Genomic DNA, 23,990 nt, shown 5'->3' on the forward strand with positions numbered 1-23,990 from the left:
GAATAATTCGCCCTTGCATAACAAATATGGAGCATATACATGGCGTGGAATCAGCCCGGTAATAACGGACAAGACCGCGACCCGTGGGGAAGCAGCAAACCTGGCGGCAACTCTGAGGGAAATGGCAACAAAGGTGGTCGCGAGCAGGGGCCGCCGGATCTGGATGATATCTTCCGCAAACTGAGCAAGAAGCTTGGTGGCCTTGGCGGAGGAAAAGGTTCTGGCTCGGGTGGCAATTCCACTCAGAGTACGCGCCCGCCAATGGGGGGCCGCGTAGTGGGCATCGTGGCCGCTGCGGTAGTCATCATCTGGGCAGCCAGCGGGTTCTACACCATTAAAGAAGCAGAACGCGGCGTAGTCACCCGTTTCGGTAAGTTCAGCCATCTGGTTGAGCCGGGTCTGAACTGGAAGCCAACCTTCATTGACGACGTGACCGCGGTAAACGTGGAATCTGTCCGTGAACTGGCCGCCTCCGGCGTGATGCTGACCTCTGACGAAAACGTGGTGCGCGTTGAGATGAACGTGCAGTACCGCGTGACCGATCCTGAGCGTTACCTGTTTAGCGTGACCAGCGCCGATGACAGCCTGCGTCAGGCGACTGACAGCGCCCTGCGTGGTGTCATCGGAAAATACACCATGGACCGTATCCTGACCGAAGGTCGTACCGTTATTCGTAGCGATACCCAGCGCGAGCTGGAAGAGACCATTCGTCCGTACAACATGGGTATCACCCTGCTGGACGTCAACTTCCAGGCTGCGCGTCCGCCGGAAGAGGTGAAAGCCGCATTTGACGATGCGATTGCTGCCCGTGAAAACGAACAGCAATACATCCGTGAAGCAGAAGCGTACACCAACGAAGTTCAGCCACGCGCTAACGGTCAGGCGCAGCGTATTCTGGAAGAAGCGCGCGCGTATAAGACCCAGACCATCCTGGAAGCTCAGGGTGAAGTGGCTCGCTTTGCGAAGATCCTGCCTGAATACAAAGCGGCGCCGGAAATTACCCGTGAGCGTCTCTATATCGAGACCATGGAAAAAGTGCTGAGCCACACCCGCAAAGTGTTGGTTAACGATAGTAAAGGCGGAAACCTGATGGTGCTGCCGCTGGATCAGATGCTGAAGGGCAGTTCTGCACCGGCAGCAAAAGATACCAGCGGAGCGAACAACCTGCTGCGTCTGCCGCCAGCCTCAACAGGCAGCGCCAGCACGAACACAACGCCTTCTTCGAACGATGGTGACATTATGGACCAACGCCGTGCTAACGCGCAGCGTAACGACTACCAGCGTCAGGGGGAATAAGGATGCGTAAGTCAGTTATTGCGATCATCGTCATCGTACTGGTCGTGCTTTATACCTCGATCTTTGTGGTGAAAGAGGGCGAGCGTGGGATCAAGTTCCAGTTCAGCAGCGTCGTGCGTGATGGCGACAAACGCCCGGTGATTTACGAGCCGGGTCTGCACTTCAAGGTGCCGTTCATTCAGTCCGTAAAAACGCTTGATGCGCGTATCCAGACCATGGATAACCAGGCAGATCGGTTTGTGACCAAAGAGAAGAAAGACCTGATCGTTGATTCCTATATCAAATGGCGCATCAGCGATTTCAGCCGTTACTTCCTGGCAACGGGCGGCGGTGACGTTTCTCAGGCAGAAGTGCTGCTGAAACGTAAGTTCTCTGACCGTCTGCGTTCTGAGATTGGTCGTCTGGATGTGAAAGACATCGTGACCGACTCCCGTGGTCGTCTGACCCTGGAAGTTCGCGATGCGCTAAACTCCGGCACAGCGGGCACTGAAGATGAAGTTTCAACGCCGGCAGCAGACGATGCGATTGCCAAAGCGGCTGAACGTGTTCAGGCGGAAACCAACGGTAAAGTGCCGGTGATCAATCCGAACAGTATGGCTGCACTGGGTATCGAAGTCGTTGACGTGCGTATCAAGCAGATCAACCTGCCGGTGGAAGTGTCCGAGGCGATTTACAACCGTATGCGCGCCGAGCGTGAAGCGGTAGCCCGTCGTCACCGTTCACAGGGCCAGGAAGAGGCTGAGAAGCTGCGTGCTGCAGCAGACTACGAAGTCACCAAGACGCTGGCGGAATCTGAGCGCCAGGGCCGTATCCTGCGCGGTGAAGGTGATGCGGAAGCCGCGAAGCTGTTTGCTGATGCCTTCAGCCAGGATCCTGACTTCTATGCCTTTATCCGTAGCCTGCGTGCCTACGAGAATAGCTTCCAGAGCAGCCAGGATGTGATGGTGCTTAGCCCGGACAGCGATTTCTTCCGTTATATGAAGACGCCGACTAACGCAACGCGATAAACTCAGGCTCGTTTGAGTATTCAAACCACCGCTCTCAACGGAGCGGTGGTTTTCTTTTATAAGGAACAAAAATGAATTCAACGATCTGGCTCGCGCTGGCCCTGGTCCTGGTGCTTGAAGGCCTGGGACCGATGCTCTATCCACGCGCCTGGCGTCGAATGATCGCCACCATGAGCCAACTGCCGGATAATATTTTACGTCGTTTTGGCGGCGGTCTTGTGGTTGCGGGCATCGTGATCTACTACATGTTGAGGAAAACGATTGGCTGATCAAAAAGTAGGCGCAATCGGCGTATTTTGAGGTCAAAAAGTGCTGTATATCTGAAAAAGCGATGGTAGAATCCATTTTTAAGCAAACGGTGATTTTGAAAAAAATGGGTAACAACGTCGTCGTACTGGGCACCCAATGGGGTGACGAAGGTAAAGGGAAGATTGTTGATCTTCTGACTGAACGGGCTAAATATGTTGTGCGCTACCAGGGCGGTCACAACGCAGGCCATACTCTCGTAATCAACGGTGAAAAAACCGTCCTCCATCTTATTCCATCAGGCATTCTTCGCGAAAACGTCACCAGCATCATCGGTAACGGCGTTGTGCTGTCTCCAGCGGCGCTGATGAAAGAGATGAAAGGTCTGGAAGACCGTGGTATCCCTGTTCGTGAGCGTCTGCTGCTCTCCGAAGCCTGCCCGCTGATCCTGGATTATCACGTGGCGCTGGACGTAGCGCGTGAGAAAGCGCGTGGCGCGAAAGCGATCGGCACCACCGGTCGTGGTATCGGCCCGGCTTACGAAGATAAAGTTGCACGCCGCGGTCTGCGCGTGGGCGATCTCTTCGACAAAGCGACCTTCGCTGAAAAACTGAAAGAAGTGATGGAATATCACAACTTCCAGCTGGTGAACTTCTATAAAGCTGACGCTGTTGACTACCAGAAAGTGCTGGATGACGTCATGGCGATTGCAGACATTCTGACCGGTATGGTTGTTGATGTGTCCGATCTGCTGGACCAGGCGCGCAAGCGTGGCGATTTCGTCATGTTCGAAGGTGCGCAGGGTACGCTGCTGGACATCGACCACGGTACCTATCCGTACGTCACCTCCTCTAACACCACCGCGGGTGGCGTGGCGACCGGCTCTGGCCTGGGTCCACGTTATGTGGATTACGTCCTGGGCATCATCAAAGCGTACTCCACTCGCGTGGGTGCGGGTCCATTCCCGACCGAACTGTTTGATGAAACCGGCGAGTTCCTGTGCAAGCAGGGTAACGAGTTTGGCGCGACCACCGGTCGTCGTCGTCGTACCGGCTGGCTGGATGCGGTTGCCGTGCGTCGTGCTGTGCAGATCAACTCCCTGTCTGGCTTCTGCCTGACCAAGCTGGACGTACTGGACGGCCTGAAAGAAGTGAAAATCTGCGTCGGCTACCGTATGCCAGATGGCCGCGAAGTGACCACCACTCCGCTGGCTGCTGACGACTGGGAAGGCATTGAGCCAATCTACGAAACCATGCCGGGCTGGTCTGAGACCACCTTCGGTGTGAAAGAGCGTAGCGGCCTGCCGCAGGCGGCGCTGGATTACATCAAGCGCATTGAAGAACTGACCGAAGTGCCGATCGATATTATTTCTACCGGCCCGGATCGTACTGAAACGATGATCCTGCGCGACCCGTTCGACGCATAATCTTCGTGACTGCTGGCCTGCGGGGAGACCCGTAGGCCGGATAAGTGTAGCGCCATCCGGCGACCGCTCCTGGATCTCCGCTTTTTCGCCCCGTCTGTCAAATAAATTAGCCGCTAACTATCTGGCTGGTTTATCATCATTAATGAATATCTCTGCGGTTTGTCCGCGATTTCCCTTTTTCCTGAGGTTGATGTGCAGTTAACAAGTTTCACCGATTACGGCTTACGTGCGCTGATTTACATGGCGTCGTTACCCGAGGGGAAGATGACCAGTATCTCTGAAGTGACAGAGGTCTACGGCGTATCCCGTAATCATATGGTCAAAATAATCAATCAACTTAGTCGTGCCGGATACGTTGCTGCCGTCCGCGGGAAGAATGGTGGGATCCGTCTCGGTAAACCGGCACAGAGTATTCGTGTTGGCGATGTGGTACGTGAACTGGAGCCGCTGTCTCTGGTGAACTGCAGCAGCGAGTTCTGCCACATCACGCCCGCTTGCCGCCTGAAACAGGCGCTTTCTAAGGCCGTGCAAAGTTTTCTCATGGAACTGGATAACTACACGCTGGCCGATTTGGTTGAAGAGAATCAACCGCTTTATAAATTATTGCTGGTGGAATGAAGAAAATTTCCACCGGAGCTGACAACGGAGGAACCGACATGTCACACGATCCTTTCCAGGAACGCGAAGCCGAAAAATACGCGAATCCTATCCCCAGCCGCGAGTTCATCATTGAACACTTAACAAAACGCGAAAAACCCGCCAATCGTGAAGAACTTGCCGTTGAATTAAATATTGAAGGTGAAGAGCAGATTGAAGCCCTTCGCCGCCGCCTGCGCGCGATGGAGCGCGACGGGCAACTGGTCTTTACCCGCCGCCAGTGCTACGCGCTGCCGGAACGCCTCGATCTGCTGAAAGGGACCGTCATTGGTCACCGCGATGGCTTCGGCTTCCTGCGCGTGGAAGGCCGTAAAGACGATCTGTATCTCTCATCTGAACAGATGAAAATGTGCATCCACGGCGACCAGATCCTGGCACAGCCGCTGGGCGCCGACCGTAAAGGTCGCCGAGAAGCGCGCGTCGTGCGCGTTCTGGTGCCAAAAACCAGCCAGATTGTCGGCCGCTACTTTACCGACGCGGGCGTTGGGTTCGTGGTGCCGGACGACAGCCGTCTGAGCTTCGACATCCTGATCCCACCTGAAGAAGTGATGGGCGCCCGCATGGGCTTTGTGGTGGTGGTGGAACTTACCCAGCGCCCAACCCGTCGCACCAAAGCGGTAGGTAAAATCGTCGAAGTGCTGGGCGATAATATGGGCACCGGCATGGCCGTTGATATGGCGCTGCGCACCCACGAAATTCCGTACATCTGGCCGAAAGCGGTTGAAGAGCAGATCGAAAGCCTGCGTGAAGAAGTGCCGGAAGAATCCAAAGTGGGCCGCGTGGATCTCCGCTCCCTGCCGCTGGTTACGATCGACGGTGAAGACGCCCGTGACTTCGATGACGCCGTCTACTGCGAGAAAAAACGCGGCGGCGGCTGGCGTCTGTGGGTCGCTATTGCAGACGTAAGCTACTATGTTCGTCCGCACACTCCGCTGGATAACGAAGCGCGCAGCCGCGGTACCTCGGTCTACTTCCCGTCCCAGGTCGTGCCGATGCTGCCGGAAGTGCTCTCTAACGGCCTGTGTTCCCTGAACCCGCAGGTTGATCGCCTCTGTATGGTTTGCGAGATGACCATCTCCACCAAAGGGCGCTTAACCGGCTACAAGTTCTACGAAGCGGTGATGAGCTCGCACGCGCGTCTGACCTATACCAAGGTCTGGCATATGCTGCAGGGCGACCAGGATCTGCGCGAACAGTACGCGCCGCTGGTCAAACACATCGAAGAGCTGCATAACCTCTACAAAACGCTGGATCAGGCGCGCGAAGAGCGCGGCGGGATCTCGTTTGAGAGTGAAGAAGCGAAATTTATCTTCAACGCCGAGCGCCGCATTGAGCGTATCGAACAGACCCAGCGTAATGATGCGCACAAGCTGATCGAAGAATGTATGATTCTGGCGAATATCTCGGCGGCACGCTTCGTTGAGAAAGCCAAAGAGCCTGCGCTGTTCCGTATCCACGATAAACCGTCGACGGAAGCCATCACCGCGTTCCGCTCCGTGCTGGCTGAACTGGGCCTGGAGCTGCCGGGCGGCGGCAAGCCAGAGCCGCGCGATTACGCCGAGCTGCTGGAATCCATTAGCGATCGTCCTGATGCAGAAATGCTGCAGACGATGCTGCTGCGCTCAATGAAGCAGGCGATTTACGATCCGGAAAACCGCGGACACTTCGGCCTGGCGCTGCAGTCTTACGCCCACTTTACGTCGCCGATCCGTCGTTATCCTGACCTCTCCCTGCACCGTGCGATCAAGTATCTGCTGGCGCAGGAGCAGGGACATAAAGGGAACACCACCGAAACCGGTGGCTACCACTATTCGATGGAAGAGATGCTGCAGCTGGGTCAGCACTGCTCCATGACCGAACGCCGTGCCGATGAAGCCACCCGCGACGTGGCGGACTGGCTGAAGTGTGACTTTATGCTGGACCAGGTCGGTAACGTCTTCAAAGGTGTGATTGCCAGCGTGACCGGCTTTGGCTTCTTCGTTCGTCTGGACGAGCTGTTCATCGACGGTCTGGTGCACGTCTCCAGCCTGGATAATGACTACTACCGCTTCGACCAGGTCGGCCAGCGTCTGATTGGCGAATCTGGCGGCCAGACCTATCGTCTGGGCGACCGTGTGGAAGTGAAGGTTGAGGCCGTGAATATGGACGACCGTAAAATCGACTTCAGCCTGATCTCCAGCGAGCGCGCCCCGCGTAACGTCGGTAAAACCGAACGCGAAAGAGCGAAAAAAGGCGGAAACGGCAAAACGAGCGGCAAGCGCCGTCAGGCCGGTAAGAAGGTGAACTTCGAGCCGGACAGCGCGTTCCGCGGTGAGAAGAAGCAGAAGCCGAAGGCGGCGAAGAAAGAAGCCCGTTCAGCGAAGAAACCTTCCGCGAAGACACAGAAAATAGCGGCCGCCACCAAAGCGAAGCGCGCGGCCAAGAAAAAGCAGGCGGAGTAAAATCTCCCCTCATCCTGACCCTCTCCCCAACGGGGGGAGGGGAAATACTTATTACGAGAACCATCAATGAGTGAAATGATTTACGGCATCCACGCGGTGCAGGCCCTTCTCGAGCGCGCACCGGAGCGTTTTCAGGAAGTGTTTATTCTGAAAGGGCGTGAAGATAAACGTCTGATGCCGCTGATCCACGCCCTGGAAGCGCAGGGCGTGGTGATCCAGCTGGCGAACCGCCAGTTCCTGGATGAAAAAAGTGAAGGCGCGGTTCACCAGGGGATCATTGCCCGCGTGAAGCCGGGCCGTCAGTATCAGGAAAACGATCTGCCGGATCTGATCGCTGAGCTGGATAACCCATTCTTCCTGATCCTCGATGGCGTAACCGATCCGCACAACCTCGGCGCGTGTCTGCGCAGCGCCGATGCAGCGGGCGTGCATGCGGTGATCGTACCGAAAGATCGCTCCGCGCAGCTGAACGCGACGGCGAAGAAGGTGGCCTGCGGCGCGGCGGAAAACGTTCCGCTGATCCGCGTGACCAACCTGGCGCGCACCATGCGTCTGCTGCAGGAAGAGAACATCTGGATCGTCGGGACTGCCGGTGAAGCGGATCATACTCTGTACCAGAGCAAAATGACCGGCCGTCTGGCGCTGGTGATGGGGGCGGAAGGTGAAGGCATGCGTCGTCTGACCCGCGAGCACTGCGATGAGCTGATCAGCATCCCGATGGCGGGCAGCGTGTCCTCCCTGAACGTGTCTGTTGCGACGGGTATTTGCCTGTTTGAAGCGGTGCGTCAGCGTAGCTGATTTTCGCCCGGTGGCGCTTCGCTTACCGGGCCTACGGTTTTGTAGGCCGGGTAAGGCGAAGCCGCCACCCGGCAAAACAACCTCACTCCTCTAACGACCGCAAATGGTCATCCTTCCTCAGAGTCATCAGCGCGAAAATACTCACCACCGCCGTTGCCATCACGTAATACGCCGGAATATCCAGGTTACCCGTCTGCTTAATCAGCCCGGTAATGATTAACCCTGCGCATCCCGAGAAAATCGCGTTCGATAACGAGTAGGCCAGCCCCAGCCCGGTATAGCGCACGCGCGTCGGGAACATCTCAGAGAGCATCGCCGGGCCCGGCCCCGCCAGCATGCCCACCAGACCGCCCGCAATCAACACCACAACAGCCTTCACCGCCAGCGTGCTGGACTCCGCCTGCAGAAGTTTCAGCAGCGGCAGGGCGAGGATCAGCAGCAGCGCGGTGGCGATAATCATCACCGTGCGACGCCCGATCCTATCGCTCAGGATCCCCGACGGAATGATGGTCAGCGCAAACCCAACGTTCGAAATCACCGCGATCAGCAGCGCCTGGTTAAACCCGGTGTGTAGCGCCGACTGGAGATAGGTCGGCATAATCACCAGGTAAGTGTAACCCGCCGCAGACCAGACCATTACGCGCCCAATCCCCATCACGATGGCCCTGAGCGTAGCGGCAATATCCGCCTGAGCGACAGCCGGTTTGTCCTGCTGCTGCACAAAGCTGGGCGTCTCCTCCATGCTGACGCGAAGCCACAGCGCAACAACACCCATGGGCAGCGCCAGGAAGAAAGGAATGCGCCAGCCCCAGTCGTGCAGGGCTTCAGGCGTGAGGAGGGCGGAGAGCAGCGCCACGATGCCTGCGCCCGCCAGCAGCCCCAGCGCCACGGTAAAGGACTGCCACGCGCCATAGAGGCCGCGCCTGCCGCGCGGGGCGAACTCCGTCATCAGCGAGACCGCACCGCCGTACTCGCCGCCGGCGAACAGTCCCTGCAGGATGCGAAGCAGCGTAACGATCAGCGGTGCGGCAATGCCGATGCTGGCATAGACCGGCACAATGCCGATGGCGGCGGTGGCCAGCGTCATGAGTACCAGCACAATAATGAGCGTCGGCTTTCGGCCAATTCGGTCGCCGATGCGGCCAAACACCACCGCACCCAGCGGACGGAAGAAGAAGGCGATGGCGAATGAGGCGTAGGTGAGGATCAGGCTGGTAAGCCCAGCTTCCCCTTCAAGCTGGAAGAAGTTCTTCGCAATGACGGTCGCCAGAAAACCGTAGACCGCAAACTCATACCACTCGATAAAGTTACCAATGGAGCCGGCAATTAATGCTCGCTTGTGCGCATCCGGTTGCATAACGATCCTCATTGAAAAGGGTAAGAATAAATTATTCAACAAAAGCGAAGTCATGAAATAGTTTATTCTTATGTTCTGTGAGCTATTTCACGAATGATATCAGCGGGATCGTGAACGTGTGACTCCCCTCCCATGCAGCGTGTGCGCGGTCTGTCCATACTTATCGTCATTGCCACTGAAGGAGGGAGACAGTATGCACTGGCAGACCCATACCGTTTTCAATCAACCCGCACCGCTTTCCAACAGCAACCTTTTCCTTTCGGACTGCGCGCTGCGTGACGCAGTTTCGCGCGAGGGGGCCGAGTGGGATGTTGAGCTGCTCGCCAGCATCGGGCAGCAGTTAGGTACCGCAGAGTCGCTGGAGCTGGGCAGGCTGGCGAACGTGAATCCGCCGGAGTTGCTTCGCTATGACGCCACCGGAGAGCGCCTGGATGACGTTCGCTTTCACCCGGCGTGGCACCTGCTGATGCAGGGGCTGTGTGCCAATCGGGTGCATAACCTGGCGTGGGAAGAGGAGGCGCGTAAAGGGACGTTTGTCGCGCGGGCCGCACGCTTTGTGCTTCATGCTCAGGTGGAAGCGGGCACGCTTTGTCCGGTCACCATGACGTTTGCCGCCACGCCGCTCCTGCAGCAGGCGCTTCCCAAAATATTTCACGACTGGCTGACGCCGCTGCTCAGCGATCGCTACGATCCGCATCTGGCCCCCGGCGCGCAAAAGCGCGGCCTGCTGATTGGTATGGGGATGACGGAAAAGCAGGGCGGCTCGGACGTGCTGAGCAACACCACCAAAGCGGAAAAATGCAGCGACGGCAGCTACAGGCTGGTGGGGCATAAATGGTTTTTCTCCGTCCCGCAAAGCGATGCGCATCTGGTGCTGGCCCAGGCGAAGGGCGGGCTGTCCTGCTTTTTTGTGCCGCGCTTTTTGCCTGACGGACAGCGCAACGCCGTCCGGCTCGAGCGCCTCAAGGACAAGCTCGGGAACCGCTCCAACGCCAGCAGCGAGGCGGAGTTCCTCGATGCCTCCGGCTGGCTTCTGGGGGAAGAGGGCGAAGGGGTACGGCAGATCCTCAAAATGGGCGGTCTGACGCGCTTTGACTGCGCGCTGGGCAGCCACGGACTGATGCGTCGGGCGCTGTCCGTGGCGCTGTACCATGCGCATCAGCGCCAGACCTTCGGCAAAAATCTTATCGATCAGCCGCTCATGCGCGAAGTGCTAAGCCGGATGGCGCTGGTGCTGGAGGGGCAAACGGCGCTGCTGTTTCGCCTGGCGCGGGCGTGGGATAAACGCACGGATCCGCAGGAGGCGGCATGGGCGCGGCTGTTTACCCCGGCCGCGAAGTTTAGCGTGTGCAAAGCGGGCATCCCGTTTGTCGCTGAAGCGATGGAAGTGCTGGGCGGAGTCGGGTACTGCGAGGAGAGCGAACTTCCCCGCCTGTATCGCGAGATGCCGGTGAACAGCATCTGGGAAGGGTCCGGCAACATCATGTGCCTGGACGTGCTGCGCGTGCTGGCGAAGCAGCCGGGGATTCACGATCTGCTTGCCGATGAGTTTGCACAGGTAAAAGGGCAGGACAGACACTTCGACCGCAGCTGGCGACAGCTTCAGCAAAAACTGCGTAAACCGCAGGAGGCGCAGGGGCGGGAGATCGCGCAGCAGCTTTTCCTGCTGGGTGCCGGGAGCGAAATGCTGCGGCACGCGTCGCCTCCGGTGGCGCAGGCGTGGTGCCGCATGATGCTCGATACCCGTGGCGGCACGCTGATGAGCGAGCAGGTGCAAAGCGACCTGCTGCTGCGTGCGACGGGCAGAGTTGGCTAGCCTTTTAGCTGGAACAGACTCACCAGCTGGGCCAGATGTGATCCCTTCTCGCGCAGCGTTTGAGCCGTTTGTTCGCTGCGTGAGATGCGATCCGCATTGATATGCGACGCTTCGCCAATGTGGGTCATGGCGAGATTAACCTGGCCAATCCCTGCGGACTGCTCGCGTGAGGCATGATTAATCTCGGTGACCAGCTGGCTGATGTTATCGATGTGAATGATGATGTCATCCATCGCCAGGCGGGTCTTTTCAGACAGCGCATGGCCCTCACTCACTTTTCTGAGCGTATCGCCAATCAGCTGTTCAATCTCCTTCACCGCGTTAGCGCTGCGTCCCGCCAGGGCGCGAACTTCCTGCGCGACTACCGCAAACCCTTTTCCGTGCTCGCCCGCGCGGGCCGCTTCCACTGCCGCATTCAGCGCCAGAATATTGGTCTGGAAAGCGATGGATTCGATCACGCGCGTGATGTCTTCGATGCGTTTTGACGCTTCGCGAATATCGTCCATGGTCGACACCGCGTGGGTGACCGTCTCACCGCCCTGATGGACCGCGAGCGAGGTTTCACCGACCAGCTGCTGCGTTTGCTCCATGTTGGCGGCATTTTGCTGCACGGTGGCGGCCAGCTGCTCCATGCTGGCGGAGGTCTCTTCCACGCTGCTCGCCTGCTTGTTGATCTGCTCTGAAATCTCGCCGGTGTCGGCGGCCAGCGCGTTGGTGCCCAAATGGATCTCGCCAGCGGCCTCGCGGACCTGCAGGACAATTTTTTGCAGGCCGCCGCCGATGCCGTTGATGGCGTCGATCAGCTGGCCGACTTCGTCCTGGCGCGTCACGGGCAGGCTGGAACGGAGATCCCCTGCGGCATATTGCCGGGCAAGATGGATCACTTTGCGCAGCGGTCGGGTCAGCACGCGGCGAATAAGAATCACGAACAGGCCAGCAAACAGGATGGATAAGACCACGCCGGCCAGCAGGAAGCGATCGCGCATGGCGGTAACGCTTGAGAGCAGCACCGATTTATCCACTTCGCCGACGATAGTCCAGTTCCAGCCTGGCAGCGGGGTATAGGCCATTTTCAGCGTGCGGCCGTCGTCGCTTACGCGTTCCAGCGTGCCGGGCTTGTCACTCAAAAGCTGTTGCTGCGTCGCGCCGTCCCACTTTGGCAGCTGTCCCTCTTCACCGGCATGGAACAGGTATTGCCCGCGCGTTTTGCCGTTGCTGCGATCCAGCACGAAGAAGTGGCCGCTCTCGCCCAGGCGACGGGTGAGGATTTTCTCGCGCATGACGTTCCAGGAATGCGTAATGTCCACGCCAACAAAGACGATCGCAATGACCTGGCCTTCGGCGTTTTTAACCGGCTGATACTGGGTGATATAGCGTTTGCCAAACAGCAGCGCCAGGCCACGGTAGACTTCCCCTCTGTTGACTGCGGCAAAGGCCGGGCTGGCGGTATCCAGCAAGGTGCCCATCGCCCGCTCGCCGTTCTCTTTGCGCAGGGAGGTGGCGACGCGAACAAAGTCGTTACCGCTGCGTACAAACAGCGTGGAGATTGCTCCCGTACGGCTCAGAAAATCATCGGAAAAAGAGGTATTTTCATGGAGTTCAGCTTCTCCCCCTTTCAGTAGGGGAACGGTGAGCCCGTTAATGGTCCGGGGCTGCTGAGTATCGACGCTAAAAGGCTGGGGCAGAAATGTCGTAAACAGTTTGGTGTAGCTTTCGACTTCTTCGCTCAGGCTGGTATTAAACATCTGCACCATGTCGACCATGCCTGTGGACTGATTATGCAGATCTTCGACGGCGAGGGCTTCAAGCTGCTGGCTGGCTTTTTGACTGAGCAGAAAAGTGAAAAGCAGAAACAGCGTGGCGACACTGATGCCCGTAAGCAGCGACAGCTTTGCCCCCAGGCCTGCACGGCGAAAAACGTTGATCATAAATTGCTCATCATTGAAAAGGTATGGTTCTTCAACGGCAGAGCGGGGATTACGTTTACTGAATTAATGTAACAAAATGTTATTTTCTTGTTATTGATTGGTTTTTCATAAGATAAAAGATTTGCAAAAACGAAAAGCCACTAAAAATAAGTGGCTTTTATCAGGAGGGATATTACACGTAAAGAATGGCCTGTACTCGCCAGTGGTCGATGTGGTGATCTTCCTGCATCTGGATGATGCGATACCATGAAGCACCCTGCTCATCGGCCTTTAATGCCACAACGCGTTCAACGTCCTGCGGGCTCCCCGAGATATTATTCACGGAGATCTGGCCAATTTCATTCAGGCCAGTCACACAGTCAGCACTGGCGAATTCTGCTGACTGCGCGGTGGTGCTCACCAGGCCTGCTGAGAGCAACAGAGAGGTCAAAGCAAGAGTTCGTTTCATCGTCAGCTCCATTTCACATATCTCCGGTATCCGCCGGGCAATCCTTCGCGAATAAACTCCCTTCCATTGACGCGGGCATGGAGTTTATTGTGGACAGGAAAATGTCTATGGACGCAAAGCAGTGTAAATCTCGTTCAAAGGAAAACCATTATTTACGGTACAAAATGGCCTGTGAATACCACTGTCCCGTTATGATGGTTTCGTCGATCATAATGATGACGTAATAATCTGCTTTGGCGGCGACGGCCTGTGCTTTTATTGCCGCTTCTGCGTCATCGGGGGAGCCGCGTACCAGCGCGGAAATCGTGCCCATTCGTTGTAATCCTTCCGTCTGATTACGACGAATCTCCTGTGGATGATCGGCGACCGGTGGAGCGGGTTGCGGCGTTCCCTGCAGCGCGCTACAGCCACTAAGCAGAAACACCAGCACTAAAGCAGCAAACCTGCGCATAACCATATCTCGTTTCCTGATAGCCATAGTGTAGTTGTCTGTGAATTTAGTTTTGGGGGAATGTTCCCGAAGTGTTATCTGGGACGTAAATTTCGAATGAAAATGACGTGAAAGCGTAACCCAGTTCTCAACATTATGAATCATACATTCGCACAGGGTCGACAATGATTGAAATTGAAATACGCCACCTCGGCGACCATGAAATTTTACACGCGATGCCTGCGGGTAAACGTGATAAACCGCTGCCTGTTGTGGTTTTTTATCACGGGTTCACCTCATCGAAGCTGGTTTACAGTTATTTTGCGGTTGCGCTGGCGCAGGCGGGTTTTCGCGTGGTGATGCCGGATGCGCCTGACCACGGCGCCCGCTTTAAGGGCAATGAACAGGCGCGGCTTGGGCAGTTCTGGCACATTCTGCACGGGAGTCTGACCGAGTTTGCCGGGGTGCGCGATGCGCTTTATGAGTCCGGCCTGGTTGCAGACAATCGTCTGGCTGTCGCCGGCGCGTCGATGGGCGGTATGACGGCGCTGGGGATTATGACGCATCATCCGGAAGTGAAGTCGGTCGCCTGCCTGATGGGCTCGGGTTATTTTACGTCGCTGGCGAAGACGCTCTTTCCCCCTCAGGATTCAGCGGAAATCACCGTGTCGCTTGCAGAGTGGGATGTGACCCAGTCATTGCCGCGCGTGGCCGATCGCCCACTGCTGCTATGGCACGGTGATGCGGATGATGTGGTCCCGCCCGAGGGAACCTTCCGTCTGCAGCAGGCGTTAATAAATGAAGGACTGGACGGTAATCTGACCTGCCTGTGGGAACCTGGCGTCCGCCACCGCATCACGCCAACGGCGCTGGACGCCACGGTGGCATTTTTCCGCCAGTACCTTTAAATGTGCAGCACCTTAACTCCCGATCTTCCAGTTTCTGGAGGATCTCAGGGGGTCTTTTACCGATGGTATTCCGGAGCCTTTCTCAAAAAAAAGCCCCCGGGCAGGGGGCAACGTCAACTATGGCTATGTTCTCGTTGTTGGCTTTCCTGGTGCTAGCGTTAAAGCGTTATCGGTAAATATCTGCACTGGCGTGCATGTTGCCGTTGCTGCCGGGCTCACGGGTTAACATCACGTGGTAATAGGTTGCGCCCTGCGCATCGGTTTCTTCGTTTAGGGCCTGATCTGCTTCACTTTCCGTGGCGAAATTATGATTGATGTAAATTACGCCCAAGCTTTGCACATCATCCATGTTTCTGGCCTGTCGGCTGTCTATCTTGATGGCTGCCATCGCGTTTGCACTGAGCAAAAGCGCCGCCATTATGGCTAATGCGATTTTATTCATGATATGCGCTCCACGACTACGTGCTGCGAGAGGGGGGATGCTCCTTCTTTAATTCAGGCGATCTCTGATTAAAGTGTAATCACTCATCCGGCGGGGATGCGTGACCATTTCTGATGCAGTTGTTCAAAAAAACAACGCTTCCGGGTGTGACCAATTTTAAATCACCTACTTAGACCCGCTTCGCGCTTTGTGCGAATTATTTGTGCAATCAGCTTGAGTTTCCAGGGGCGCGCAAGTATTATGACGCGTCAATTTTTCAGCCGACCTTTAACACGTTCCTTGCCTCCCCGGGCCTCGGCTGACCCAGACAGGAGGCTGAATAATCCGTAAGGAGCAATTCGATGCGTCATTACGAAATCGTTTTTATGGTCCATCCTGACCAGAGCGAACAGGTTCCGGGTATGATCGAGCGTTACTCTGCTGCCATCACTGGTGCAGAAGGTACGATCCACCGTCTGGAAGACTGGGGCCGCCGTCAGCTGGCTTACCCGATCAACAAACTGCACAAAGCACACTACGTTCTGATGAACGTTGAAGCGCCGCAGGAAGTTATCGATGAGCTGGAAACTACCTTCCGCTTCAACGATGCCGTTATCCGCAGCATGGTTATGCGTACCAAAAACGCAGTTACCGAAGCATCTCCGATGGTTAAAGCGAAAGACGAGCGCCGTGAGCGTCGCGATGATTTCGCAAACGAAACCGCAGATGATTCTGATGCTGGGGATTCTGAAGAGTAATTTCTGATGACCAACCGTCTGGCGTTGTCCGGCATCGTATGCAGGGCTCCCCTTCGAAAGGTCAGTCCATCAGGAATTCCGCATTGCCAGTTCGTGCTTGAGCATCGTTCTGTGCAAGAGGAAGCCGGGTTTCACCGGCAGGCGTGGTGCCAAATGCCCGTTATTATTAGCGGACACGAAAACCAGGCCATTACTCACAGTTTAACGGTCGGTAGCGCAGTAATCGTTCAGGGGTTCATCTCTTGCCACAAGGCAAAGAACGGCCTGAGCAAAATGGTTCTGCATGCCGAGCAGATTGATTTGATAGATTCTGGAGACTAGCCATATGGCACGTTATTTCCGTCGTCGCAAGTTCTGCCGTTTCACCGCGGAAGGCGTTCAAGAGATCGACTATAAAGATATCGCAACGCTGAAAAACTACATCACCGAAAGCGGTAAGATTGTCCCAAGCCGTATCACCGGTACTCGTGCAAAATACCAGCGTCAGCTGGCTCGCGCTATCAAACGCGCTCGCTACCTGTCCCTGCTGCCGTACACTGATCGTCATCAGTAATCGGGCACGGTCCATTAATACGACTTTAAGAGGATAAGGTAATGCAAGTTATTCTGCTTGATAAAGTAGCAAACCTGGGCAGCCTGGGTGATCAGGTTAACGTTAAAGCGGGTTACGCACGTAACTTCCTGGTTCCACAGGGTAAAGCTGTTCCAGCTACCAAGAAAAACGTAGAGTTTTTCGAAGCACGTCGCGCTGAACTGGAAGCCAAACTGGCTGACGTTCTGGCGGCTGCTAACGCTCGCGCTGAAGCAATCAACGCACTGGGCACCGTTACCATCGCGTCTAAATCAGGCGACGAAGGTAAACTGTTCGGTTCCATCGGTACCCGCGATATCGCTGATGCAGTAACTGCTGCAGGCGTTAAAGTGGCTAAGAGCGAAGTTCGTCTGCCGAACGGCGTTCTGCGTACCACTGGTGAGCACGAAGTTGACTTCCAGGTTCACAGCGAAGTGTTCGCTAAACTGGTTGTTAACGTTGTAGCTGAGTAATTTTTTACTCTGCTCACGTTGAAACGCCGGCCTTGTGCCGGCGTTTTGCTTTTTACAGCTCCGGGCCCTTAACGCGCCCTGATAAAACTGCCGTCTGGCTGGCGGGTAAACAGTACCTGTTGTCCGTTTCCTGTATCAATCGTTAATCCTGTCACCACACCGCTGGCATTCTGACGAACCTGCACCATCTGTCCATTCTGCAGGTTACTGAGCGGCTTACCTGCACCTTCCACCTTCGCCATGGCATACACGTCGGTTGGCGGCAGGTTATGGTCGCGGAACAGCTGTGCCAGGGTTTTTCCCGGCTCCACGCGATAGGAACGCCACTGTTGCTCAATGCCGGTAGGCTGTTGCGTCTGAGGCTGAGACGGGGCGGCGGCTTGATCCTGTGGTTGTTCATCCTGAATGGGCTCTGGCTCAACCGGTGCAACCTGACCCGGATCGTTAGACGGGGTGACAAGCTGCGTTTGCATCGGCTGTGCGTCAGGCTGCGGTCGCGTCTGCGACTGAATGTCCAGTTGGGCATTCCGGGTAACGGGTACGGTATCGACATCATCGCTCCCGGAAGGAAGCAGGAAGCCCACGATCACCATCAGCGCGCCAATGATAATCCCTCTGCGATGCAGAGGAGGCAGCGGGTCCATGATGCGAAAATTGTCCGGCGCCTGCCAGATTTTCGCCAGGGTAGGTTTCAGTTCAAATCGCCCGGGCATGGCACTCCTCCTGCTCCGCGTCTTTTTTATCCTGTGTTCCGAAGTATAGTTTGCTAACTGCCTGAACGGCGTAGCAAACCCGACATCCGTGACATCAGTTCGGGATTAATCCTGGTTATCTCTATTGTTTCTGTTTCGTCGCGGTTTGTCACCTTAACTTCAGACAAAGTTTTACCCATAAGGGCATGGCTGATATGCTGCCCGCTACTTTAAATGTGATGGAAGGAAAACCCATGACCACCCCGACTTTTGACACTATCGAAGCGCAGGCAAGTTACGGTATCGGCTTGCAGGTAGGACAGCAGCTGAGCGAATCCGGCCTGGAAGGTCTGTTACCAGAAGCGCTGGTGGCGGGTATCGCTGACGCACTGGAAGGCAAACAGCCTGCCGTTCCGGTTGACGTTGTGCACCGTGCGCTGCGTGAAATCCACGAGCGTGCTGACGCCGTGCGTCGCGCACGCTTTGAAGAGATGGCCGCCGAAGGTGTGAAATATCTGGAAGAGAACCGTGAGCGTGAAGGCGTTAACAGCACCGAGTCTGGTCTGCAGTTCCGCGTGATCAATCAGGGTGACGGCGCAATCCCGGCGCGTACCGACCACGTTCGCGTACACTACACCGGTAAGCTGATCGACGGTACCGTGTTCGACAGCTCCGTGGCGCGCGGCGAACCGGCTGAGTTCCCGGTGAACGGTGTTATCGCAGGCTGGATTGAAGCGCTGACCCTGATGCCAGTCGGTTCCAAATGGGAACTGACTATTCCGCATAACCTGGCCTACGGCGAGCGCGGCGCTGGCGCGTCCATCCCGCCATTCAGCACCCTGGTATTTGAAGTCGAGCTGCTGGAAATTCTGTAATCGACTTTTCTTATTTCCTCTCTCCGGTTGGGGAGAGGAAAATAGTGTAAAAACCTATAGTTATGATGCAATCAACATTTTATCTTGCAAACGAAACTGTTGCGTGTATTTTTGTGAGCTGTTTCGCGCTGTATGAGTGATATGACACTCACTTTCAACATATTATTAACATAATATCTAAATCATAGTATTCATCCCGCCGATTCTTACCTAATATCGATTAGCCCTTACAAGGGAACGTCATCTTTTGACGTATTTAAAGGCCAGAAGAGCCTTAACAACACAGACAGGCATAAACAGGAAAATATCACATGGTAGATCAGGTTAAAGTCGTCGCCGACGAAGGGGCGTCGTCTGAACAGTCGCTACGGCGCAATCTCACAAACCGTCATATTCAGCTCATTGCCATCGGGGGTGCCATCGGTACCGGGCTGTTTATGGGTTCAGGCAAAACTATTAGTCTCGCCGGGCCGTCAATCATATTCGTTTATATGATTATCGGTTTTATGCTGTTCTTCGTGATGCGTGCAATGGGTGAACTGCTGCTCTCGAACCTCGAATACAAATCCTTTAGCGACTTCGCTTCTGACCTGCTCGGGCCGTGGGCGGGCTATTTCACCGGCTGGACCTACTGGTTCTGCTGGGTTGTCACCGGTATGGCGGACGTCGTGGCGATTACCGCCTACGCGCAGTTCTGGTTCCCGGGGCTGTCGGACTGGGTCGCCTCGCTGGCGGTTATTGTTCTGCTGCTGAGCCTTAACCTCGCCACCGTTAAAATGTTCGGTGAGATGGAGTTCTGGTTCGCGATGATCAAAATCGTGGCCATTGTCGGGCTCATCGTGGTGGGCCTGGTGATGGTGCTCACCCACTTCCAGTCACCAACCGGCGTTCAGGCGTCGTTTACCCATCTGTGGAATGACGGCGGCTGGTTCCCGAAAGGTATTAGCGGCTTCTTTGCCGGCTTCCAGATCGCGGTGTTCGCGTTTGTGGGAATTGAGCTGGTCGGAACGACCGCTGCGGAAACCAAAGATCCGGAGAAGTCCCTGCCGCGCGCCATCAACTCCATTCCGGTGCGTATCATCATGTTCTACGTCTTCGCGCTGATCGTTATTATGTCCGTGACGCCGTGGAGCTCCGTGGTGCCAACCAAGAGCCCGTTCGTTGAGCTGTTCGTGCTGGTAGGCCTGCCTGCTGCCGCGAGCCTGATTAACTTCGTGGTGCTGACCTCTGCGGCATCTTCCGCGAACAGCGGCGTGTTCTCCACCAGCCGTATGCTGTTTGGCCTGGCGCAGGAAGGCGTGGCGCCGAGCGCGTTCGCCAAGCTCTCTAAGCGTGCCGTACCGGCAAAAGGGCTGACCTTCTCCTGCATGTGCCTGCTGGGCGGCGTGGTGATGCTCTACGTGAACCCAAGCGTGATTGGCGCGTTCACCATGATCACCACGGTCTCAGCGATCCTGTTTATGTTCGTCTGGACCATCATCCTCTGTTCATATCTGGTGTACCGCAAGCAGCGCCCACATCTGCATGAGAAATCGATCTACAAGATGCCGCTGGGCAAGCTAATGTGCTGGGTGTGCATGGCGTTCTTCGTCTTCGTGCTGGTTCTGCTGACGCTGGAAGATGATACCCGTCAGGCACTCATCGTCACGCCGCTGTGGTTTATCGCGCTGGGGCTGGGCTGGGTGTTTATCGGTAAGAAACGTATGGCAGGCGTACGGTAAAAGCAAAACGGCAACTTCGGTTGCCGTTTTTAGTTTTTGCACCCTCTCCCGTGGCAGAGGGGCGGGGTGGGGGCATCAGGCCGCAGCGGCCTTTTTATTCCCCCGCTAATGCCCGCGGGAACAGAACGTTGTTCTCGAGACTGATGTGTTCCATCAGGTCGTCAATCATCTCGTTAATGCCGTTGTACATCGCTTTCCACGTTGTGCACGCTTCTGGCGGTGGCGTAACGTTGTGGGTGGTGTGTTTGATCACTTCCAGCAGTTCGCCCGCGTCATCATGCTCGCTTTCCATCACGCTGATGGGCCCCATCGCCTGGCTTCCCATACCCTGTTTAATCATCGGGAAGAGGATCTGCTCTTCCTTCATCATGTGGCTTGAAAGCTCTTCGTGCAGCAGGGTCAGGTACTTTGCCAGACCGCGCGGTACGGAAGGTTTGTCGGCATGGACGCGCTCGACTTTGGTCGCCTGAAGAATCAGTTCCGGCAGCTGTTCACGGTGACGATCATGATAACGCACGATGATATGGTCGATGATTTCCGCGAGCGGGGCGGTTCGCCAGTCTTTATCGACGGGCTGCTCGGCCAGCTGCGCCAGCTCTGCTTCAATAACCTCAACGTCCAGCTCTTTGCGTGAGGCCGCACGCTCCAGTGTTTGCTTACCGCCGCAGCAGTAGTCCATATCGTATTTACGGAACAGCGCAGAAGCGCGAGGAATGGAGAGCGCCAGCTCGCCAAGGGGTTGGTCGCGAAAGGCCATAGCAGTTACCTCGTCATCAATAATATAAAGTGCATATTAAATGCATCTTTATGCCAGCGCTATAACCCTTTAGAGGGAAGGGGGAAAGTGAGATGTGGATCACAAAAAAAATCCCACTTTTAACTCTCTGAATGGGCTCAGGAAAGTGGTTTCGAAACTTTTTAAAGGTGGAGGAACAGTAAACAACCCGCCGCGCCTGCCGATATATCCACGTCAGACAAACCTGCATAAAACAAAGGCAACGCATGTTTAAACGTATAAAAGTCATTACCCTTCTGATTTCGGTGCTGCTTGTGCTCGGCATCATGCAAGTGATTTCCGCCGGTATCTTTATCAACGCCCTGAATAACGATAAAGACAACTTCACCGTGTCGCAGCTCTCCAGCAAGAACGTGGCGGAGTTTACCGATGCGTGGATCAGTCTGAACCAGGCTCGCGTCACCCTGAACCGCGGGATGCTGCGCCTGCAAAGCAGCATGGCCTCACAAATTAACGGCGGTCAGCTGAATGAGCTGGTGACCACGGCGAAAAATCTGCTGACTGAAGCGCAGGTTCATTACGATAAATACTATGCCCTGCCGAACACGCCAGGCCTGGATGAGAACCTGACCAACCAACTCGAAGAGCAGTACCGCATTTACTCTGCAACGCTGACGCAAATGAACGTTCTGCTGAGCCAGGGCAATCTGGAAGATATGTTCAAGCAGAATGCCGAACAGAAACAAAACGCGATGCAGACGGTATATCGTGAATGGCGCGAAGCGCAGGCAATGCTTACCGATAAAGGCATCCAGGACAATGAAAGCGACTACAAGCGCATCCTGTGGATCCTTTCTGCGGTTATGCTGCTGGTGATTGTGGTGATTATCTCCAGCTGGATCGCCATGCGCCGCGTGCTGCTGCTGCCTCTTGAAGAGGTGATTAACCATATTCGCTCTATTGCGGCAGGCGATCTCACCCAGCCGATTCAGGCAGACGGTAATAATGAAATGGCTATCCTTGCGCGCAACGTGCAGGAGATGCAAACCTCGCTGGCAAACACCGTGGGCGTGGTGCGTGAAGGCGCAGATACCATTTACACCGGTGCAGGCGAAATCTCTGCAGGCAGTAACGATCTCTCTTCCCGCACCGAGCAGCAGGCCGCGTCTCTGGAAGAGACGGCAGCCAGCATGGAGCAGCTGACGGCAACCGTGAAGCAGAACGCCGATAACGCGCGTCAGGCTTCCCGTCTGGCGCTGGACGCCTCCTCAACGGCGAAGAAGGGCGGTAACGTGGTTGAAGGCGTCGTGCGGACGATGGACGAAATCGCCACCAGCTCCAGCAAAATTGCGCAAATTACTAACGTGATCGACGGCATTGCCTTCCAGACGAATATCCTGGCGTTGAACGCGGCGGTGGAAGCCGCGCGTGCGGGCGAGCAGGGCCGTGGTTTTGCGGTTGTGGCAGGCGAAGTGCGTACTCTTGCCCAGCGTAGCGCCCAGGCGGCGAAAGAGATTAAAGCGCTGATCGACGATTCCGGTGAACGCGTGAACGCGGGCTCTCAGCTGGTTAACGAAGCCGGGGAGACGATGGCAGAGATCGTCAATGCGGTCACCCGCGTCACCGACATCATGGGCGAAATTGCTTCGGCCTCTGACGAGCAGAGCCGTGGTATCGACCAGGTGGGTCAGGCGGTAGCCGAGATGGACCGCGTGACCCAGCAGAACGCCTCGCTGGTGGAGGAGTCTGCGGCCGCGGCGGCGGCGCTGGAAGATCAGGCTGCACGCCTGAACGAAGCGGTGGCGGTGTTCAAAATTACCCGCAACCAGGCGGTAAAAGCGGCCCCGGTAAAAACCTATGTGCCAAAAGCGCAGCCTGTCGCGGCGGCGTCTGAAGGGAACTGGGAAACGTTTTAAGGGCTTGCCCGGTGGCGGCTACGCCTTACCGGGTCTACGGTTTTGTAGGCCCTGCAAGCGCAGCGCCGCCGGGCAATGCTCACATCTCCGATGCCGGAACAACCCTCGGTTTTTCCGGCTTCGCTCTCACCGCCATCACTACCCCCACCACCAACAGCACGATCCCACAGGTCGTGAACAGCGGCGGTACGCTCTGGCGCATCAGAAAGGTATAAAGCAGTCCGGCCAGGGTTTCGAAGACAATCAGCGGCCCTAATATCACCGTCGGCAGCTTCTGGCTGGCAATATTCCAGCACAGCGCGCCCACCCATGAACACAGCACGGCGATCGCAACCATCAGCCCAATAAATACCCACGGTCTTGGCCCGAAGGGCTGGGCGAAGTCCGGCTGCTGATGGCCCAGCCAGAGGCATGCGCCGAGATATCCCACGACGGATACGGGCAACGTGACCAGCGCCTGCGCCGTCGCCCACATCATCGGATGTTTGTCCGGATTCTCCCGCAGCCAGCGCGCGTTGCGCAGGGCATACCATGCCCAGCACGCCACGGAAATGAACGCCAGCAGAATGCCAGAACCGTAACGCCACAGATCAACATTCGCCTGGCCATGACGCAGCTCGGCAATATTGACGCATATCAGCCCCAGGGCAGTGCAGACCAGCGCCGGCGCCATTTTAGTCCACGCCAGTTTGCCATCGCGCTGGCTGTAGAGTAGGTTAGCAAAGACGGGGATGACGACCGGCAGCGTGCCGATAATCATGGTTGATACCGGCGCACCGGTACGCTGAATGGCACTCGCGAGGCAAACGTAATAGATAAGATTACCCATCATGGTCAGCGCCAGCGCGGTGGCCCAGTCCTGACGGCTGAGCTGACGCAAGCGCGCGCGTCCCAGCCACGCCAGAGGCAGGGCAATCAGCCCCAGCGCCAGATAACGTCCGGTCGACTGCAATATTGCCGGATACTCGGGCACGATCAGCGGGCCGACGAAAATCAGACCCCACATCATCCCGGCCAGCAGGGCATACAACACTCCACTAATCATTTTTCCATCCACAGGTATTTACGC

The 23,990-nt window shown here is 56.2% G+C and carries 24 protein-coding genes; 16 read left to right on the forward strand and 8 right to left on the reverse strand.

Annotation, left to right across the window (positions count from 1 at the left end; genetic code table 11):
* Positions 1-39: 39 nt before the first annotated feature.
* The 7 genes from hflK to rlmB all read left to right on the forward strand — a co-directional run bounded on the left by hflK (position 40) and on the right by rlmB (position 7,871).
* Entirely contained in the window at positions 40-1,296 is a 1,257-nt protein-coding gene (gene hflK / locus FOY93_RS02120; RefSeq protein WP_133293628.1) for an FtsH protease activity modulator HflK, read from the forward strand.
* 2 nt (positions 1,297-1,298) lie between these two features.
* Positions 1,299-2,303 carry a protease modulator HflC gene (hflC, locus tag FOY93_RS02125; protein WP_111965392.1) on the forward strand — a complete coding sequence of 335 codons (1,005 nt, stop codon included), beginning with the start codon at positions 1,299-1,301 and terminating at the stop codon, positions 2,301-2,303.
* 71 nt (positions 2,304-2,374) lie between these two features.
* Entirely contained in the window at positions 2,375-2,572 is a 198-nt protein-coding gene (locus tag FOY93_RS02130) for a DUF2065 domain-containing protein (protein ID WP_003855996.1), read from the forward strand.
* Positions 2,573-2,676: 104 nt separating this feature from the next.
* Positions 2,677-3,975 carry an adenylosuccinate synthase gene (locus FOY93_RS02135; RefSeq protein ID WP_006178975.1) on the forward strand — a complete coding sequence of 433 codons (1,299 nt, stop codon included), beginning with the start codon at positions 2,677-2,679 and terminating at the stop codon, positions 3,973-3,975.
* Between the two features lie 192 nt (positions 3,976-4,167).
* Entirely contained in the window at positions 4,168-4,593 is a 426-nt protein-coding gene (gene nsrR, locus FOY93_RS02140) for a nitric oxide-sensing transcriptional repressor NsrR (protein ID WP_111965420.1), read from the forward strand.
* Positions 4,594-4,631: 38 nt separating this feature from the next.
* On the forward strand, positions 4,632-7,073 hold the full coding sequence (gene rnr, locus FOY93_RS02145) for a ribonuclease R (protein WP_143344563.1): 2,442 nt from the start codon (positions 4,632-4,634) through the stop codon (positions 7,071-7,073).
* A 66-nt stretch (positions 7,074-7,139) separates the two neighbouring features.
* Complete coding sequence (gene rlmB / locus FOY93_RS02150; RefSeq protein ID WP_058840431.1) at positions 7,140-7,871, forward strand: 23S rRNA (guanosine(2251)-2'-O)-methyltransferase RlmB; 732 nt, start codon at positions 7,140-7,142, stop codon at positions 7,869-7,871.
* An 82-nt stretch (positions 7,872-7,953) separates the two neighbouring features.
* On the opposite strand, the gene FOY93_RS02155 is transcribed toward rlmB, so the two are convergent.
* Positions 7,954-9,228, reverse strand: coding sequence for an MFS transporter (locus FOY93_RS02155; protein ID WP_133293629.1), 1,275 nt, complete (start codon positions 9,226-9,228; stop codon positions 7,954-7,956).
* Positions 9,229-9,421: 193 nt separating this feature from the next.
* Here FOY93_RS02155 and FOY93_RS02160 point away from each other — a divergent pair, with 193 nt between their 5' ends.
* Complete coding sequence (locus tag FOY93_RS02160) at positions 9,422-11,044, forward strand: isovaleryl-CoA dehydrogenase (protein ID WP_127729353.1); 1,623 nt, start codon at positions 9,422-9,424, stop codon at positions 11,042-11,044.
* Here FOY93_RS02160 and FOY93_RS02165 read toward each other — a convergent pair.
* The 3 genes from FOY93_RS02165 to bsmA form a co-directional block, all read right to left on the reverse strand.
* On the reverse strand, positions 11,041-12,972 hold the full coding sequence (locus FOY93_RS02165) for a methyl-accepting chemotaxis protein (RefSeq protein WP_143344564.1): 1,932 nt from the start codon (positions 12,970-12,972) through the stop codon (positions 11,041-11,043). The genes FOY93_RS02160 and FOY93_RS02165 overlap by 4 nt on opposite strands.
* Before the next feature lie 172 nt (positions 12,973-13,144).
* Positions 13,145-13,432 (reverse strand): DUF1471 family protease activator YjfN, encoded by a 288-nt coding sequence (yjfN, locus tag FOY93_RS02170; RefSeq protein ID WP_111965386.1) that lies wholly within the window; start codon positions 13,430-13,432, stop codon positions 13,145-13,147.
* Positions 13,433-13,568: 136 nt separating this feature from the next.
* Complete coding sequence (bsmA, locus tag FOY93_RS02175; RefSeq protein ID WP_111965385.1) at positions 13,569-13,898, reverse strand: biofilm peroxide resistance protein BsmA; 330 nt, start codon at positions 13,896-13,898, stop codon at positions 13,569-13,571.
* 137 nt (positions 13,899-14,035) lie between these two features.
* Between bsmA and yjfP the strand changes: the two genes are divergently transcribed.
* Entirely contained in the window at positions 14,036-14,758 is a 723-nt protein-coding gene (gene yjfP, locus FOY93_RS02180) for an esterase (protein ID WP_133293632.1), read from the forward strand.
* Between the two features lie 166 nt (positions 14,759-14,924).
* On the opposite strand, the gene yjfY is transcribed toward yjfP, so the two are convergent.
* Entirely contained in the window at positions 14,925-15,200 is a 276-nt protein-coding gene (gene yjfY, locus FOY93_RS02185; protein ID WP_133293633.1) for a DUF1471 family protein YjfY, read from the reverse strand.
* 341 nt (positions 15,201-15,541) lie between these two features.
* Between yjfY and rpsF the strand changes: the two genes are divergently transcribed.
* From rpsF to rplI, 4 genes are read left to right on the forward strand one after another with little or no spacing between them, the layout of a single operon-like run.
* On the forward strand, positions 15,542-15,937 hold the full coding sequence (gene rpsF / locus FOY93_RS02190; protein ID WP_014068637.1) for a 30S ribosomal protein S6: 396 nt from the start codon (positions 15,542-15,544) through the stop codon (positions 15,935-15,937).
* A gap of 6 nt (positions 15,938-15,943) precedes the next feature.
* Positions 15,944-16,258 carry a primosomal replication protein N gene (gene priB / locus FOY93_RS02195; protein WP_008502895.1) on the forward strand — a complete coding sequence of 105 codons (315 nt, stop codon included), beginning with the start codon at positions 15,944-15,946 and terminating at the stop codon, positions 16,256-16,258.
* Between the two features lie 4 nt (positions 16,259-16,262).
* The gene (gene rpsR, locus FOY93_RS02200) at positions 16,263-16,490 is read left to right on the forward strand and encodes a 30S ribosomal protein S18 (RefSeq protein ID WP_000135199.1); all 228 of its coding nucleotides are present in this window, start codon (positions 16,263-16,265) and stop codon (positions 16,488-16,490) included.
* A gap of 41 nt (positions 16,491-16,531) precedes the next feature.
* Positions 16,532-16,981, forward strand: coding sequence for a 50S ribosomal protein L9 (gene rplI, locus FOY93_RS02205; protein WP_024907318.1), 450 nt, complete (start codon positions 16,532-16,534; stop codon positions 16,979-16,981).
* Between the two features lie 68 nt (positions 16,982-17,049).
* Here the strand turns inward: rplI and FOY93_RS02210 are convergent, their stop codons facing one another.
* Complete coding sequence (locus tag FOY93_RS02210; RefSeq protein ID WP_111965383.1) at positions 17,050-17,694, reverse strand: OapA family protein; 645 nt, start codon at positions 17,692-17,694, stop codon at positions 17,050-17,052.
* 233 nt (positions 17,695-17,927) lie between these two features.
* Here FOY93_RS02210 and bamJ point away from each other — a divergent pair, with 233 nt between their 5' ends.
* Together bamJ and cycA are read left to right on the forward strand one after the other, a co-directional pair.
* The gene (bamJ, locus tag FOY93_RS02215; protein ID WP_008502892.1) at positions 17,928-18,548 is read left to right on the forward strand and encodes a BamJ family beta-barrel-assembly machinery protein; all 621 of its coding nucleotides are present in this window, start codon (positions 17,928-17,930) and stop codon (positions 18,546-18,548) included.
* A gap of 311 nt (positions 18,549-18,859) precedes the next feature.
* Positions 18,860-20,269 (forward strand): D-serine/D-alanine/glycine transporter, encoded by a 1,410-nt coding sequence (gene cycA, locus FOY93_RS02220; RefSeq protein ID WP_136195713.1) that lies wholly within the window; start codon positions 18,860-18,862, stop codon positions 20,267-20,269.
* 94 nt (positions 20,270-20,363) lie between these two features.
* Here cycA and ytfE read toward each other — a convergent pair whose 3' ends face one another.
* A complete protein-coding gene (gene ytfE / locus FOY93_RS02225) occupies positions 20,364-21,026 on the reverse strand; it encodes an iron-sulfur cluster repair protein YtfE (RefSeq protein ID WP_143344566.1) in 663 nt (220 codons plus the stop codon).
* 245 nt (positions 21,027-21,271) lie between these two features.
* On the opposite strand from ytfE, the gene FOY93_RS02230 reads away from it, so the two are divergent.
* Positions 21,272-22,921, forward strand: coding sequence for a methyl-accepting chemotaxis protein (locus FOY93_RS02230; protein WP_143344567.1), 1,650 nt, complete (start codon positions 21,272-21,274; stop codon positions 22,919-22,921).
* 79 nt (positions 22,922-23,000) lie between these two features.
* Here FOY93_RS02230 and FOY93_RS02235 read toward each other — a convergent pair whose 3' ends face one another.
* On the reverse strand, positions 23,001-23,966 hold the full coding sequence (locus FOY93_RS02235) for a DMT family transporter (RefSeq protein WP_143344568.1): 966 nt from the start codon (positions 23,964-23,966) through the stop codon (positions 23,001-23,003).
* Positions 23,967-23,990: the final 24 nt, after the last annotated feature.

This window comes from Enterobacter sp. 18A13, assembly GCF_007035975.1.
GTDB classification, from domain to species: domain Bacteria; phylum Pseudomonadota; class Gammaproteobacteria; order Enterobacterales; family Enterobacteriaceae; genus Enterobacter; species Enterobacter vonholyi.

What these genes read in the sequence shown, in the direction of transcription:
- yjfN (WP_111965386.1), bottom strand. Translation starts at nt 13,432, where the DNA reads ATGGAGCTGACGATGAAACGAACTCTTGCTTTGACCTCTCTGTTGCTC.
- FOY93_RS02135 (WP_006178975.1), top strand. Translation starts at nt 2,677, where the DNA reads ATGGGTAACAACGTCGTCGTACTGGGCACCCAATGGGGTGACGAAGGT.
- FOY93_RS02130 (WP_003855996.1), top strand. Translation starts at nt 2,375, where the DNA reads ATGAATTCAACGATCTGGCTCGCGCTGGCCCTGGTCCTGGTGCTTGAA.
- FOY93_RS02160 (WP_127729353.1), top strand. Translation starts at nt 9,422, where the DNA reads ATGCACTGGCAGACCCATACCGTTTTCAATCAACCCGCACCGCTTTCC.
- FOY93_RS02165 (WP_143344564.1), bottom strand. Translation starts at nt 12,972, where the DNA reads ATGATCAACGTTTTTCGCCGTGCAGGCCTGGGGGCAAAGCTGTCGCTG.
- hflK (WP_133293628.1), top strand. Translation starts at nt 40, where the DNA reads ATGGCGTGGAATCAGCCCGGTAATAACGGACAAGACCGCGACCCGTGG.
- priB (WP_008502895.1), top strand. Translation starts at nt 15,944, where the DNA reads ATGACCAACCGTCTGGCGTTGTCCGGCATCGTATGCAGGGCTCCCCTT.
- ytfE (WP_143344566.1), bottom strand. Translation starts at nt 21,026, where the DNA reads ATGGCCTTTCGCGACCAACCCCTTGGCGAGCTGGCGCTCTCCATTCCT.
- FOY93_RS02155 (WP_133293629.1), bottom strand. Translation starts at nt 9,228, where the DNA reads ATGCAACCGGATGCGCACAAGCGAGCATTAATTGCCGGCTCCATTGGT.
- yjfP (WP_133293632.1), top strand. Translation starts at nt 14,036, where the DNA reads ATGATTGAAATTGAAATACGCCACCTCGGCGACCATGAAATTTTACAC.
- rplI (WP_024907318.1), top strand. Translation starts at nt 16,532, where the DNA reads ATGCAAGTTATTCTGCTTGATAAAGTAGCAAACCTGGGCAGCCTGGGT.
- FOY93_RS02210 (WP_111965383.1), bottom strand. Translation starts at nt 17,694, where the DNA reads ATGCCCGGGCGATTTGAACTGAAACCTACCCTGGCGAAAATCTGGCAG.
- rnr (WP_143344563.1), top strand. Translation starts at nt 4,632, where the DNA reads ATGTCACACGATCCTTTCCAGGAACGCGAAGCCGAAAAATACGCGAAT.
- hflC (WP_111965392.1), top strand. Translation starts at nt 1,299, where the DNA reads ATGCGTAAGTCAGTTATTGCGATCATCGTCATCGTACTGGTCGTGCTT.
- rpsF (WP_014068637.1), top strand. Translation starts at nt 15,542, where the DNA reads ATGCGTCATTACGAAATCGTTTTTATGGTCCATCCTGACCAGAGCGAA.
- rpsR (WP_000135199.1), top strand. Translation starts at nt 16,263, where the DNA reads ATGGCACGTTATTTCCGTCGTCGCAAGTTCTGCCGTTTCACCGCGGAA.
- rlmB (WP_058840431.1), top strand. Translation starts at nt 7,140, where the DNA reads ATGAGTGAAATGATTTACGGCATCCACGCGGTGCAGGCCCTTCTCGAG.
- bamJ (WP_008502892.1), top strand. Translation starts at nt 17,928, where the DNA reads ATGACCACCCCGACTTTTGACACTATCGAAGCGCAGGCAAGTTACGGT.
- FOY93_RS02235 (WP_143344568.1), bottom strand. Translation starts at nt 23,966, where the DNA reads ATGATTAGTGGAGTGTTGTATGCCCTGCTGGCCGGGATGATGTGGGGT.
- cycA (WP_136195713.1), top strand. Translation starts at nt 18,860, where the DNA reads ATGGTAGATCAGGTTAAAGTCGTCGCCGACGAAGGGGCGTCGTCTGAA.
- yjfY (WP_133293633.1), bottom strand. Translation starts at nt 15,200, where the DNA reads ATGAATAAAATCGCATTAGCCATAATGGCGGCGCTTTTGCTCAGTGCA.
- FOY93_RS02230 (WP_143344567.1), top strand. Translation starts at nt 21,272, where the DNA reads ATGTTTAAACGTATAAAAGTCATTACCCTTCTGATTTCGGTGCTGCTT.
- bsmA (WP_111965385.1), bottom strand. Translation starts at nt 13,898, where the DNA reads ATGGCTATCAGGAAACGAGATATGGTTATGCGCAGGTTTGCTGCTTTA.